The sequence below is a fragment of the Trueperella bialowiezensis genome, assembly GCF_900637955.1.
GTDB lineage: Bacteria > Actinomycetota > Actinomycetes > Actinomycetales > Actinomycetaceae > Trueperella > Trueperella bialowiezensis.
The window spans coordinates 546,596-560,388 of the sequence record NZ_LR134476.1 but is presented as its reverse complement, the minus strand read 5'-3'; the positions used below and the strand labels follow the sequence as shown (position 1 = coordinate 560,388).

At 59.3% G+C, this 13,793-nt stretch carries 14 protein-coding genes; 7 read left to right on the top strand and 7 right to left on the bottom strand.

The annotated features are described in order from the left end of the window. The first annotated feature begins 70 nt into the window (after window positions 1–70). The gene (locus EL234_RS02555; RefSeq protein ID WP_126415995.1) at window positions 71–1,069 is read left to right on the top strand and encodes a DNA-directed RNA polymerase subunit alpha; all 999 of its coding nucleotides are present in this window, start codon (window positions 71–73) and stop codon (window positions 1,067–1,069) included. Window positions 1,070–1,140: 71 nt separating this feature from the next. Further along, entirely contained in the window at window positions 1,141–1,722 is a 582-nt protein-coding gene (rplQ, locus tag EL234_RS02550; protein ID WP_126415994.1) for a 50S ribosomal protein L17, read from the top strand. Between the two features lie 78 nt (window positions 1,723–1,800). Here the strand turns inward: rplQ and EL234_RS02545 are convergent, their stop codons facing one another. The 4 genes from EL234_RS02545 to EL234_RS02530 form a co-directional block, all read right to left on the bottom strand. Further along, on the bottom strand, window positions 1,801–2,553 hold the full coding sequence (locus EL234_RS02545) for an amino acid ABC transporter ATP-binding protein (RefSeq protein ID WP_126417223.1): 753 nt from the start codon (window positions 2,551–2,553) through the stop codon (window positions 1,801–1,803). A 23-nt stretch (window positions 2,554–2,576) separates the two neighbouring features. After that, window positions 2,577–3,566, bottom strand: a complete 990-nt coding sequence (locus tag EL234_RS02540; RefSeq protein WP_126415993.1) for an amino acid ABC transporter permease — start codon at window positions 3,564–3,566, stop codon at window positions 2,577–2,579. A gap of 28 nt (window positions 3,567–3,594) precedes the next feature. Next, entirely contained in the window at window positions 3,595–4,506 is a 912-nt protein-coding gene (locus EL234_RS02535) for an ABC transporter substrate-binding protein (RefSeq protein ID WP_126415992.1), read from the bottom strand. Window positions 4,507–4,640: 134 nt separating this feature from the next. Then, window positions 4,641–5,435, bottom strand: a complete 795-nt coding sequence (locus tag EL234_RS02530) for an ROK family protein (protein ID WP_126415991.1) — start codon at window positions 5,433–5,435, stop codon at window positions 4,641–4,643. Between the two features lie 65 nt (window positions 5,436–5,500). Between EL234_RS02530 and truA the strand changes: the two genes are divergently transcribed. Together truA and EL234_RS02520 are read left to right on the top strand one after the other, a co-directional pair. Beyond that, on the top strand, window positions 5,501–6,397 hold the full coding sequence (truA, locus tag EL234_RS02525) for a tRNA pseudouridine(38-40) synthase TruA (RefSeq protein ID WP_126415990.1): 897 nt from the start codon (window positions 5,501–5,503) through the stop codon (window positions 6,395–6,397). A gap of 307 nt (window positions 6,398–6,704) precedes the next feature. Continuing rightward, window positions 6,705–7,157 (top strand): methylglyoxal synthase, encoded by a 453-nt coding sequence (locus tag EL234_RS02520; protein WP_126415989.1) that lies wholly within the window; start codon window positions 6,705–6,707, stop codon window positions 7,155–7,157. Between the two features lie 76 nt (window positions 7,158–7,233). On the opposite strand, the gene EL234_RS02515 is transcribed toward EL234_RS02520, so the two are convergent. Next, window positions 7,234–8,415 carry a M20 metallopeptidase family protein gene (locus tag EL234_RS02515; protein ID WP_126415988.1) on the bottom strand — a complete coding sequence of 394 codons (1,182 nt, stop codon included), beginning with the start codon at window positions 8,413–8,415 and terminating at the stop codon, window positions 7,234–7,236. Window positions 8,416–8,485: 70 nt separating this feature from the next. After that, on the bottom strand, window positions 8,486–10,024 hold the full coding sequence (locus EL234_RS02510) for an AbgT family transporter (RefSeq protein WP_126415987.1): 1,539 nt from the start codon (window positions 10,022–10,024) through the stop codon (window positions 8,486–8,488). A 296-nt stretch (window positions 10,025–10,320) separates the two neighbouring features. Between EL234_RS02510 and rplM the strand changes: the two genes are divergently transcribed. From rplM to glmM, 3 genes are all read left to right on the top strand, one after another. After that, a complete protein-coding gene (gene rplM, locus EL234_RS02505) occupies window positions 10,321–10,764 on the top strand; it encodes a 50S ribosomal protein L13 (protein ID WP_126415986.1) in 444 nt (147 codons plus the stop codon). Window positions 10,765–10,797: 33 nt separating this feature from the next. After that, the gene (gene rpsI / locus EL234_RS02500; protein WP_126415985.1) at window positions 10,798–11,283 is read left to right on the top strand and encodes a 30S ribosomal protein S9; all 486 of its coding nucleotides are present in this window, start codon (window positions 10,798–10,800) and stop codon (window positions 11,281–11,283) included. 187 nt (window positions 11,284–11,470) lie between these two features. Next, a complete protein-coding gene (gene glmM / locus EL234_RS02495; RefSeq protein ID WP_126415984.1) occupies window positions 11,471–12,799 on the top strand; it encodes a phosphoglucosamine mutase in 1,329 nt (442 codons plus the stop codon). 45 nt (window positions 12,800–12,844) lie between these two features. Here glmM and coaA read toward each other — a convergent pair whose 3' ends face one another. Further along, window positions 12,845–13,780 carry a type I pantothenate kinase gene (coaA, locus tag EL234_RS02490; protein WP_126415983.1) on the bottom strand — a complete coding sequence of 312 codons (936 nt, stop codon included), beginning with the start codon at window positions 13,778–13,780 and terminating at the stop codon, window positions 12,845–12,847. Window positions 13,781–13,793: the final 13 nt, after the last annotated feature.

The window sequence follows — 13,793 nt, the reverse complement described above, 5'->3', positions numbered from 1 at the left end:
AGGGGGATGATCCCCACGTTAAAAAGGTTTGGGTGTCATATAGCGGGCACCCGATGAAAGGACATCACCAGTGATCATTGAACAGCGACCCACTCTCACGGAAGAGAAGATTTCCGATACGCGTTCGCGTTTCACGCTCGATCCGCTCGAGCCGGGTTTCGGCTACACGCTGGGTAACTCCCTGCGCCGTACGCTGCTTTCGTCGATTCCAGGTGCAGCTGTCACGTCGGTACATATCGACGGCGTCCTGCACGAGTTTTCGACGATTGCTGGCTGCAAAGAAGATGTTGCCGAGATCATTTTGAACCTGAAGGAACTCGTTGTGACCTCTGAGCACGACGAACCGGTTCTCATGTATCTGCGTAAGCAAGGGCCAGGCGAAGTGCTGGCTTCGGATATCACCCCGCCGTCGGGCGTGGAAATCCACAACCCGGATCTGGTTATTGCCACGTTGAATGACAAGGGCAAGATCGAGGTTGACCTGACTGTCGAGCGTGGCCGCGGGTATGTCTCTGCCGCGCAGAACAACTCCCCGGACTACGAGATCGGTCGGATCCCGATTGATTCGATCTACTCGCCTGTCGTCAAGGTTTCCTACAAGGTGGAGGCCACCCGTGTGGGCCAGCGTACCGATTTCGACAAGCTGATCGTCGACGTCGAGACCAAGCCGTCCACTGCGCCTCGTGACGCGTTTGCGTCAGCCGGTAAGACGCTCGTCGAACTGTTCGGGCTGACCACCGAGCTGAACGAAGAAGTCGAAGGCCTCGAACTGAAGGAAGCCCCGGTTGTCGAGCAGCAGTCCTCGGACCTGCAGCACCCGATCACGATCTTGAATCTGCCTGCTCGTTCGCAGAACTGTCTGCAGCGTGAAGGTATTCACACGATCGGTGAACTTGTGATGCGTTCTGAAGCTGATCTTCTTGATATTCGTAACTTCGGTGCGAAGTCAATCGAGGATGTTAAGGACGAGCTTGCCAAGCTTGATCTGCGTTTGAAGGATTCGCCTGCCGGCTACATGTCCGGGTTCGGTGAAGAATCCTACGGCATGCAGTTCAGCGACGACGCATAAGTCTGGATTCGCCCCATGGGGTGGCGGCGATGGCTTAGCGTCTAGCCGCATGGAAAATTTTAGGAGAAATCATGCCCAAACCCGCGAAGGGTCCACGTCTCGGAGGCAGCCCGGCCAACGAGCGTAAGATTATTGCTAACCTGTGCAAGGCTCTCATCCACAATGAGGCCGTGGTGACCACGGAGGCTCGTGCACGCCGGGTGCGTCCGCACATGGAAAAGCTCATCACTAAGGCTAAGAAGGGTGACACGTACAATCGTCGTCTGGCCCTCAAGGTTCTCGGTGACCGCGAGAGCGCCTACATTCTATTCGAGGAGCTCGCTCCGAAGTTTGCGGAGCGTAACGGCGGCTACACTCGCCTGACGAAGCTTCCGCACCGTAAGGGCGACAACGCGCCGATGGCGATGGTTGAGCTCGTGCTTGAGCCGGTGTCGCCGAAGCAGGCAGTTGTTAAGGAAGCGGAGAAGGCTGCACAGAAGGCTGCTGCCGCTGAGGAAGAGGCTGCACAGTCGGCAGAGTCTGCTGAAAGTGCCGAGAGCGCCGAGAGCGCTGAGTCGGCGCCGAGTGCTGATTCACCGGAGTCGGCAGACTCCGCTGAGTCGGCTGACTCGGCTCCAAGCGCTGATTCCGCTGACGAGGCTGACAGCAAGTAATTAGGCGCGATAGCGCTCGCTGACATACAGGTGGCCCGGTGTTTGAAAAACACCGGGCCACCTGCTGCTGTGTATCTTTTAGAGCACCTTGCCGAGGAAATCCTTCGTACGCGGGTTCTTCGGATTATCAAAAATGTCTGCAGGCGATCCGGCCTCGACGATCATTCCCTCGTCCATGAGAATCACCTGATCGGAGACTTCGCGGGCGAAGCCCACTTCGTGGGTGACCACCACCATCGTCATACCCTGAGCTGCCAGGTTCTTCATGACAGCAAGAACCTCACCGACGAGCTCCGGGTCAAGTGCAGATGTAGGCTCGTCAAAAAGCATGAGCTCTGGCTCCATGGCCAACGCCCGGGCGATCGCCACGCGTTGCTGCTGGCCGCCAGAAAGCTCACTGGGATAGTGTTCGGCACGATCCGCCAGGCCGACCTGCGCCAGCAACTCGTTCGCCGCGGCTTTCGCCTCGTCTTGGCTCAACCCCTTGACCTGGACCGGAGCCTCCATAACGTTCTCCAACGCTGTCATGTGTGGAAACAGGTTGAACCGTTGGAACACCATGCCGATATGGCTGCGCTGCTTCGCGATTGCCTTGTCACTCAGCTCGTAAAGCTTACCGTTACGTTCTTCGTAACCCATAAGTTCGCCGTCGACGACGATCGACCCGGCCTGAATCGGTTCGAGCACGTTGATACAACGCAAGATCGTGGATTTACCAGATCCAGACGGGCCGAGAATCGTGGTGACTGATCCTCGTGCGACGTCGAAACTCACCCCGCGCAGCACGTGCAGGTCCCCAAAAAACTTGTGAACGTCACGCACTTCTACCATGTTCTGCATTGCTTCGCCCTTCCTTACGGGGTGTACTCGATGAACGGGTCGTCGGAGGTAGTACCTGCCGAGTTGATCGCAGCCTGGCGCGACTTGCGCAGCCGCGCCTTGCCTCGCCGGGACAGGGTGTCAACGTTCGCGTCTTTCACGCCCTTACCGTAGTACTGTTCGATGAAATGCTGGCCAACCATGAGCACAGATGTGATCACGAGGTACCAGATCACGGCGATCAGTAGCCAGGGGATAGGCCGCAGCGCGGCGAAGCCCATGGCGTTCGTAACGTACGTGAGGTCGAGAGTGAAAGGGACGGCCGAGACGAGCGACGTCGTCTTCAGCATCGAAATCGTCTCGTTGCCCGTAGGCGGAATGATCACGCGCATCGCCTGCGGGAAAATGATCCGGCGCAACACCTGAGAACGCGACATGCCGAGCGCTCGTGCGGCCTCTTCTTGGCCGGCGTCGACCGAGTTGAGCCCGGAGCGCACGATCTCCGACAGGTAGGCGCCCTCGTTCAGCCCGAGGCCAAGCACAGCGTAGATGAACATGGTGCGCTGCAGATCACCGGGTACGAGCCGGTTCGGGTCGATCGTGAAGAACTCGACGCTCGTCCACGGAATGCCCACGGTGATCGTCGTGTACAGGGTTCCGATCAAACCCCAGAAGATCAGCTGCGTGTAGATTGGCGTGCCGCGGAAGAACCAGATGTAGGCCATCGCCACCCCACGTAGAACGGGATTGGTGGAGCGGCGCATGATCGCCATCGTCACCGCCATGATGATGCCGAGCACCATGGCTCCGACCGTCAGGGCGAGGGTCCAGCCCACGGCCCGCATGACTTCGGGGCGGAACAGGTTCTCCCACACGACGTCCCAATGCCAGTTAGGGTTGGTGATCAGCGCGTTGGCGATCATGACGGCCACGATTGCGGCGATGAGCGCCGAAATGTAGCGGCCCCAGTGGCGAACGGGTACGGCGTCGATAAGCTCGATCGACTCGCCTTTCTTGCGGTGCATGAATTCTCCTTTGGTGGGCAGGCTCCGGTTAGCTTGCCGGGTTGACAGCCACCTTCGTCGACACGCCCTCGGTGATACCCCAGGTTGCGAAGATGTCAGCCATGTGGCCTTCTTCCATCAGGTGGTTCATTGCGGCTTCGATAGCGGCAGTCAGTTCAGCATCGTCTTTAGCGACGACGACGCCGAAGCCCGCCGAGTCTTCCACTTCGCCAACACGTTCCACCTTGCCATCCGTGATGGATGCGGCGTAATCGGCGACGGGCGAATCGGTGTACATGGCATCGATCTGACCTGAGGCCACGCGCATCGTCACAGCCGACTGTTCGGACAGTTGCTGAACCTGGATCGGGTTGCTCGCGCACGTCGTCGTGTTCATCTCGGCAAGCACCTCGTCTTGGTAGGTGCCGGACTGGACTCCGATGACCTTGCCGCACACGTCAGCAGGGTCGAAGCCCTTCGGGTTCCCTTGGGGGACTGCCCATGCGGATCCGGCCTCGAAATACTGGAGCATGTTGACAGTCTCTTGACGTTCGGCATTGATCGTAAAGTTCGCGATACCGATCTCGTAGCGGGTGCCGATACCCGGAATGATCGAGGCGAACTCGGCCTGCTGAACCTCGTATTCAAGACCGAGCACCTGGGCGATTGCCTTGCCCATGTCGATGTCGTAGCCCTGCGGAGTCACGCCGTCAGGGGCATAGAATTCGGCGGGGGCAAAGAAAATATTCGTGCCCACTGTGAGCTTGCCATCGGCAGCTACCGATTCGGGGACCATGGCCGCGATCTCGTCGACCTTCTTCACGCCGGAAAGATCGGTGGCGAGGTAGCCTTCCTGAGGTGCCTCGGATCCCGTGTTGCCAGAACCGGAATCGCTGTCAGAACAGGCGGCCAGTGCTAGTGCGAGTGTTGCGGCCGTGATGGCCGCTGCGATGCGCTTCATTTTTCCTCCAAAGTGTGCAGGCGCCAACGGCGCGAAACTAACCCCAAGTATATGCGCAGGCGCGTATAACTATTCAAGGTGGTTCGCGTGAGATGTCTAACGGAGCCACAACGCCTACGCGAAGCGCGATAATTTTAAAGTGCGCGATCCTCACGGCTGACCATCGACCAAGCGCGCACCCCGCCCTGCATGCCCGCCATGTTCGGCACAAAATTAACTTCTGGCATACGCGCACGCACCGAATCTGAAATACGGCAGGCATTACCACCGCCAATGTAGAGGGCATCCCAGCGGAACACCGGCCACAGCGACTCCACCGCCTTAAGCACGCGACGCGACCACGCCGAATCACCAAGCCGGATCCGTTCATGTTCGCCCACGACGTCGTCGTAAACGAGACCCCACCGCATCGGAGCGTGTGAAATCTCTAAGTGAGGTGCGAGCACGCCGTCGTCAAGAAAAGCAGAACCAAGCCCGGTGCCCAACGTGAGCACGAGTTCCAGTCCGCGCCCGGACACAATACCTGCTGCGGCAACTTCGGCGTCGTTGAGAACAAGCGCTGGGACGCCGAAGCGTGCTTCGAGAGCGGCCTGCATATCCTGACCAGTCCAGGCATGCTCGAGATTCGGCAAAATCCGTGTGTGCGGCCCGGCTCGGCGAATGTAATGCGGGGTATAGACGACCACTCCGCGGCGAATCATCCCGGGCATTCCCAGAGTAATCCGGTCAATGTGAGCCGGGGTTCCTTCCCCAATTTGTGCGAGCTGATCTTCCACCACGTGCAGCAAATCAGCTGGTGAGAACGGGTATGGAACAGGCGTGCGCACCACGCCACTGATCTGGAAGCCGCCCGCATCCAACAGGGTCGACTTAATGCCGCCCCCGCCGCAATCAACGGACAGCGTCACCAGTGTCCCTTCTTGTTCCATACGTTAGACGGTAGCGCAAAAACGCCGATCTGGGATAATCTCCGGGCGCGCCGTAGGCTGGGAACATGCGAATTCGGATTGACCTCAGTTACGACGGCGCGGGCTTTCACGGCTGGGCCGCCCAACCCGGCCTGCGCACCGTGCAAGGCGTGCTCGAAGAAGCTCTCTCGATGGTGTTGCAGGAGCCAATTGTTCTCACCGTGGCCGGGCGTACCGACGCGGGCGTGCATGCCGCCGGGCAGACCGCACACTTCGACGTGGCCGAAAGCGCATGGGCTAGGCTTCCCGGGCGTTCCGACCGGGAGCCGGGGGAGTCGCTCGTGCGCAAACTCAACGCGATCACCGCCCGGGGCGCGGATGGGCCGCCCGGGTATACGGACGTCGTCGTCAAACGTGCAATAGAGGTAAGTAGCGATTTTGACGCCCGCTTTTCCGCGCTGTGGCGCAGCTATTCCTACCGGATCGCCGACGGCGTGGCGAACTGGGATCCCCGCCGCTCAGACGTGCTGTGGCTGGAGAGCGAGCTCGATGTCGACGCAATGAACCGGGCAGCCCAGCCACTACTAGGTGAACATGACTTTTTGTCCTTTTGTAAGCCACGCGAAGGAGCGTCCACCGTGCGGACGCTGTTAGACCTCGGCTTTCGCCGAGAAAGCGCTGGGAGCGCAGCCGGTGGGGCTAGTTGTGAGACTGGCGGTGGCGGGTTGATTGTCGGTTATGCGAAGGGTGATGCGTTCTGCCACTCGCAGGTGCGTACGCTCATGGGCACTCTGATCGAGGTCGGCAGGGGAGCCCGTAGCGAAGACTGGCCAGCACACAGGCTTGCGGAGGCTGCTCGCACTGGAGAAGTGATTGTGGCACCGGCTCACCCGCTCACCTTGGAGGAAGTTGGCTATCCGGATCCGGCAAACTACGCACAACAGGCCCGCGCGGCTCGCCGATACCGAGGTAACAGGGGTTGAGCGAGATTCAAATTGAGATTTTGCGTTTCGCTGCAACTATGTGCAAGACAGGCGAAAATCTCAATCTGAAGCTCGGCAAGGGGCCGGGCACAGGGTGGGAGCCAGCGCGGCTGGGCCGGTGGTGGCGAGAATCACCGGATCAGAACTTACGTCTGCGCGCCACCGGCGGTAGTGTGGTCTGCGCAAGGAAGCCCCTCGGCACAAAGCCGAGGGGTTTCGTCTTGCCCGCGGCACAGCCCGCGAACCCTGCCGGGCATCCGCCTGGCTCGGCCGTAAGGCTGACACAAGAAAAGGAAAGAGGTGTCATATGAGAATCGCGCTTGTTGCCCACGATGGTAAGAAGCAGGAACTGCTGGAATGGACGCAGTACAATTTCCCCGTGCTCAAGGAGCACATTTTGTGCGGTACGGGAACGACGGCGACGCTGATTCGCAACGAGACAGGCCTCGACGTTGAAATCTTGAAATCCGGCCCGAAGGGTGGCGACGCCCAGATCGGCGCACGAATCGTAGAAGACCGCCTAGACGCGCTGTTCTTCTTCTGGGATCCCGAAGCGGCACAGCCGCACGATCCTGACGTCAAGGCGTTGCTACGCCTTGCTACCCAATACAACATCCCGGTCGCGATGAACCGCGCAACCGCCGACATCCTCGTCGGCAGCCCGCTGTTCTACGAAGACGGCTATGAACGTGCACTGTACAACCCGCAGATGCGCGATCCTTACGCCGTGATCGACCAGGCCGAGCAAGCAGTCATCTAAGAGGCGGCCAACAAAGAACTGCCGGGGCGGGAAGTACACACTTCCCACCCCGGCTTTTTGCTTAGCGTGCGGGCGCCTAGCCGGAGGCGAGGCGCTCGCGATTCTTCAGCACGTCAATGGTCAATTGCAATGCAATTTCTAGCGAGTCCTCGTCAATCCCGAAACGCGGGTTGTGATGGCCCGCATCGAACCCCTTATCCGGGTTGCCCGCCCCCACGAACACGTAAGTAGACGGGGCCACGCGGGAGAACTCGGCGAAGTCTTCACCGCCAAGCATGGCCGGCTCGGTGACGATCTTGCCTGGGAAACGCTCCTCGGCAAGCTCGTGGACGATCGCGGTGCGTGCAGGATCGTTCCATACCATCGGGTATCCCACAAGGTAGTCGAGCTCGATCTCCATGCCAGGGTTGGCTCGCTCCGCGCCGGCAATCAGGTCGCCCATCACGTCGCGGACCTTCGCCTGCACGTCGTCGGAGTGTGTGCGTACCACGCCACCGATTTTTGCGGTCGGTGGGATGACGTTGAGCGCGTTAGCACTCCCGGCTTCCATGTAGGTGGTGGTGACGACGGCGGGCTGCAGTCCGTTCACGCGTACCGCGGCGATGCTCATGAGCTGACTGGTCATGTTGGCGGCGGCAATAACCGGCGAGATCGAATCCTCCGGCGTGGACGCGTGTGCGCCCTTGCCGGTGAACGTCATCTGCCACAGATCGGAATTGGCTGACGCCGGGCCTTCCTTGATGTCGATCAGGCCGGTGGGCATGGTCGACCACAGGTGGAACCCGAAAATGAAGTCGAAATCATTGAACAGGCCGGTTGCCACCATTTCCTTAGCGCCGCCTGGCGGGGTTTCTTCAGCGTGCTGGAAGATGCCGACGACCTGGCCGTTAAGATCGGCCAGGTTGTCTTCCACCCAGGCCATAGCAGACAGCACAACGGCCATGTGCCCGTCATGCCCGCAGCCGTGCATCCGATTCTCGTTGCGCGATGCGAACTCAAGATCGGGGCGGTCTTCTTGCATGACGAGCCCGTCAATGTCCGAGCGGATCCCGATCGTCGGGCCCGGCTTGCCGGTATCAAAGGTAGCGAGCAGAGAGGTGGGTGTAGGGTTCGACAGCTTCGCGCTCGGGGCACGCTTCGTGAGCACGTCACGCAAATAGGCGACGGTCTCGTGCTCCTCAAAAGAAGCTTCCGGATACATGTGCAGATGCCTGCGCCACGCAATCATGTCGGGTACATATTTTGCTGTTTCACTCATGAGTCCACCTTTCTTCTTCCGATGATACCGCCGCTTGGCAGCCCCCGTGGCCGGAGTCTTTGCGGCATTACTACAGATAGATCGGTCCGCCCGGGCCCAGTGGCAGGCCGAGCAGGTACCACACGATCATCATGGCAGTCCACACCACGCCCACTGCGATCGAGTAGGGCAGTAGCGTTGCGATGAACGTGCCCATGCCAATCTTCTTCACGTAGCGCTGTGCGACGGCCAGCACCAGTGCGAAGTAGGGGAACATCGGCGTGATCGGGTTCGTGATGCCGTCGCCGATCCGGTAGATCATCTGCGTGAAGGCCGGATGGTAGTCGAGTAGCATCATCATCGGCACGAAGATCGGCGCGAGGATTGCCCACTTTGCCGAGGCCGAACCGATGAAAATGTTGATAAAAGACGAGATGATGATAATCCCGAGGATGAGCACAATCCCGTGCTGGCCCTTGAGCAGGTTGGCTCCGTGAACGGCCAAGATCGCGCCCATGTTAGAGGCCGTGATGTAGGCGAGCATCTGCGAGGCGAAGAACACGATGACGATGAACGATGCCATCTGCGCCATGGATTCAGTCATCATTCGGGTGGCGTCCGAAGACTTCTTAATCGTGCCTGCCTTGATGCCGTAGATGAGGCCGGGGACGAAGAAGAAGATGGCAAGCAGCAGTGCGATACCGTTCATGAGTGGCGAATTCGTGGTCAGCGAGCCGGTTTCGGCATTGCGCATGAACGAGTTTTCCGGGATGCATAGGGCAACGAGGATCACGGCCATGACCGCGATGGACACGAAGGCCCACCGGTTTCCAGACCGTTGCGCGGCATTGATCTCAACGGAGCTGGACCCGACGTCGTCGCCGTCGGCTGGGTTGTAGACGCCAAGCCGTGGGATCGTGATTTTCGAGGTGACGAACCAGAACACGGGCAGTAGTACGAATACGGAGGCTGCGATGAAGTACCAGTTCATGGCCACGTTCGTGGTGATGGTCGGGTCGATCATTTCGGCGGCCGGCTGTGTGAAACCTTGGACGAGGGCGTCGGACATGCCGATCATCAGGTTGGCTGCGAAGCCGCCGGTGGCGGACGCGTAACCGAGCGCGATACCGGCCACTGGGTGCCAGCCCATCTTGAGGAAAATCATTGCGGCAAGCGGCGGCAAAACGATGGGAGCGGCGTCGCCAGCAATGTTGCCGAGCAAGCCGATGAACGCGATCGACGGGATGATCAATACCTTCGGTGCGGACGTGGCCGCATTCTGCAACGCGACTTCAAACCACCCTGAACGTTCAGCCACGCCGATGCCAAGCATGACGATAAGCACCATGCCAAGCGGCGGAAACGCACCGAAATTCTTTGTGGATTCGCCGATCACGAGGCGCATGCCGTCAGTTGATAGAAGATTGACGGCCGTGATTATTTCGCCAGTTCCAGGGTGGACCGCACTCCAGTTGGCGAGCCCGGCGACGGCGGATAGGCCGAGAACACCCACGCACAAGAGGAAGAAAATAACAATGGGATCCGGGAGCTTATTGCCGGACCATTCAACGAAGTTTAAGAACCTGTTGAGAAGACCTTTGCGTGGCGCTGTCTTAGATTGCTGTGACATGTGAGCCTCCTTACGATGTCCTTAGACAATAAACTAAGAAGTCGGTACACACGAGAGATTTCGGGATATGGACTTAAAATTTTCGCGATATGAACGCGCTGAGGGGCATGCGTGGGTTAATCTTGCCACACAGAGCAATTGACCTTTGACCTCGTTACCGAGAGCCGATTAGAATTGACAACCGTTGTGCCCTGATGCAATTCCCACTCCACAGGGCGCGGCGAACAAGATTTGACCATTGGCATATAGCGGTTAAGCCATCCCGCTAGCCAGACATAGAAGAAAAGGCTACGCAAGTGCGCACTTTTACACCGAAGGCTGGAGACATCGAGTCGAAGTGGTACGTCATCGACGCCACCGACGTCGTTCTTGGCCGCTTGGCAGCTCAGGTTGCCCCTCTGCTCCGTGGGAAGCATAAGCCGACCTTCACGCCGAATGTTGACTGCGGTGACCACGTCATTATTATCAACGCTGAAAAGGTCGCCCTGACCGGCATGAAGCACGAGCAGAAGATGGCCTACCGCCACTCCGGTTACCCGGGTGGACTCAAGGCCACGTCCTACGCTGAACTCCTCGAAGAGAACCCCGAACGCGCCGTTTACAAGGCGATCGCGGGCATGCTTCCGAAGAACACGCTGGGCCGTACGCAGCTGAAGAAGCTCAAGATCTACCGTGGCAGCGAGCACCCACATAGTGCTCAGCAGCCAGAAGTTTTTGAACTCAAGCCGCCAGTCAAGTAATTCTGGCCAGAACTTTTATTTGTAAGGAGAACCGTGGCTGAGACCACCGTCGAAACTGAAGAGCTCGAAGATCTGAGCTCGTACACAACTGAGACTGCCGAGGAACAGACCGGCCAGGGCGCTTCGCTCACCGCGCCGGGTGCTGGCCTTGGCCGCCGTAAGGAAGCGGTCGCCCGCGTCCGCCTCCTCCCTGGCACCGGCCAGTGGAAGATCAACGGCCGTACGCTGGAAGACTACTTCCCGAACAAGCTGCACCAGCAGCTCGTCAACGATCCGTTCACGCTTCTTGACCTCAAGGGGCGCTTCGATGTTGTTGCCCGCATCCATGGTGGCGGCACGTCCGGCCAGGCCGGCGCGCTGCGCCTCGGCATTTCGCGTGCACTCAACGAGATCGACCGCGAGGCGAACCGCCCGGCCCTGAAGAAGGCTGGCTTCCTCACACGCGACGCCCGCGCAGTTGAGCGTAAGAAGGCAGGACTGAAGAAGGCTCGTAAGGCTTCGCAGTACTCCAAGCGCTAAAGAATCAGCGAACAAGGGCGGCTCCGCACGGCGGAGCCGCCCTTTGCTTTCCCCACCGGCCGGCTTTCCCGGCATGCGCACCTGACGTGAACTTCGGGGCGCCTGCCAAAGATGTGGGCTAAACGTGCGATAATTTTCGCGTCTAGTTATCGCCGCGCGAACGTGCGTGGATGCGAAGGAGAACTATATGGCACGGTTATTTGGAACCGACGGCGTTCGCGGGCTTGCGAATCGTGAAATCACTCCGGAGTTTTCCCTCCTGCTCGGTCAGGCTGCCGCGCGGGTCCTTGCGGAGGATGCGACGGGGCGGCCGAAGGCGATTATTGGGCGTGATACTCGCCAGTCGTCGGCGATGCTCTCGCACGCGGTGGGCTCCGGGCTTGCATCGGCAGGTGTGGATGTGGAGCACGTGCGTGAAATCCCCACACCCGGAATTGCTTACCTGACGTCCGAGCGTGGTTACGATCTTGGCGTCATGATCTCCGCTTCGCACAACGCGATGCCGGATAACGGCATTAAGTTCATTAACGCGGAAGGCTTTAAGCTCGACGACGCGATTGAAGACCGTATTGAAGCGAACATGTCTAATTCGTGGGAACGCCCGGTTGGCGCGGACGTCGGCCACATTTCTGAATCGTCAGAGGTCTCTGACCGGGTGTACATGGATCATCTCGTGCGCTGTGGCCAGCCGCTGGAGGGGCTGAGTATCGTGCTTGATTGCGCGAATGGTGCTGCTTCTCGGGTCGCGCCGAAGGTGTTCCAAGAGTTGGGCGCTGACGTCGTCGTGATTAATGCGAGCCCAGACGGCCGCAACATTAACCTCAACTCCGGCTCAACGCACACGCATCGTTTGCAAGCAATGGTGAAGGCTGCTGACGCCGATATGGGATTTGCGTTTGATGGCGACGCCGATCGGTGCCTAGCCGTTGACCATTATGGGAACCTCGTCAACGGCGATCAGATTATGGGTCTGTTGGCACTCGCGATGAAAGAGCGCGGGGAGTTGCGCAATAACACGCTCGTTATCACCGTCATGTCGAATCTGGGTTTGCGGCTCGCGTTGCAGGAAAAGGACATCAACTACAAGATTACCGGCGTGGGTGACAGGTATGTGTTGGAGGAGATGCTCGCCGGTAACTATGTGCTTGGTGGCGAGCAGTCCGGGCACGTCATTAATCTTGATCATTCGACGACGGGCGATGGCACGCTGACCGCAATTCTCATTGCTTCTGAGGTTGCTCGCCGGCAAGAAAAGCTCGCGCAGGCGGTGTCATTCGTGGAGGAACTCCCGCAGCGCCTGATCAATGTGGCCGACGTCGACAAGACGCGTGTCGATGAGATTTCTGATGCTGTGGACAAGGCGGAAGCGAAACTGGGTGAGGCGGGCCGTGTGCTGATCCGCGCGTCGGGTACAGAGCCACTGATTCGGGTGATGGTCGAGGCGAAAACCCAGGAGCTCACCGACGAGGTGGCTGAAGATTTGGCTGCGCTTGTCAAGGAACGCCTGTCGCTCTAACCGGCGCGTGCGTCAGCCGGCTGATAAGTAAGGCCGCGAGCCTGACTAGATTTTGCGCAGTTGGATGCGTTCGATGAGGTGGTCGGCGCCTTTCGTGAGGATGACTTTCGCGCGCGAGCGCGTGGGGGCAATGTTCTCGCGCAAGTTGGGCAGGTTAATGGACGACCAGATTTGCCGCGCCGTGGCTGTGGCTTCCTCATCGGACAGGTTGGCATACGAGCGGAAGTAGGATCGTTCGTCAGAAAACGCTGTTGAGCGTAGTGAGCGGAAACGGGAGACGTACCAGTCAACCAGGTGGGATTCGGCGGCGTCGAGATAGATGGAAAAGTCGAAGTAGTCCGAAACGGTGAGCTGCGATCGTGACTTGGGATGTGCCGGTTGGAGCACGTTGAGGCCTTCGACGATCAAAATATCTGGTTTGCGGATGACGATCTTTTCGCCGGGCACGATGTCGTAGGAGACGTGGTCGTAGACGGGAACGGTGACTTCCTCTTCGCCGGATTTGACTCGGTGGAGGAAGTCGATGAGCGCCCGCCTGTCGTAGGATTCGGGGAATCCTTTGCGGCCCATGATGCCGCGTTCGTGGAGGACGGCGTTCGGGTAGAGGAAGCCGTCGGTGGGCACGAGGTCGACGTTGGGTGTGTGCGGCCAGCGGGAAAGTAGCTGGCGTAGCAGACGCGCGGCAGTTGATTTGCCGACGGCGACAGAGCCGGCGATCCCCACGATCCACGGCGTGCGTTCCACGTCACGGCGGAAGAATGCGCTTGTTTCCCGGTACAGGCCAGAGGTGTGTTTCGCATATGTTTGCATGAGAGCGGATAGTGGCCGGTAGACGGCGTCGGCCTCCTGCAAATCGATCGGGTCACCGAGCGAAGAGAGTCGGTCCAGATCAGCCTGGGTGAGCGGCAACGGCGCGTTCTGGGCGAGCTCGGCCCATTCGTCGTGCGAAAACGTAACAAAAGCGGAACTTCCATCGGCCATTCTTAAATCTTGC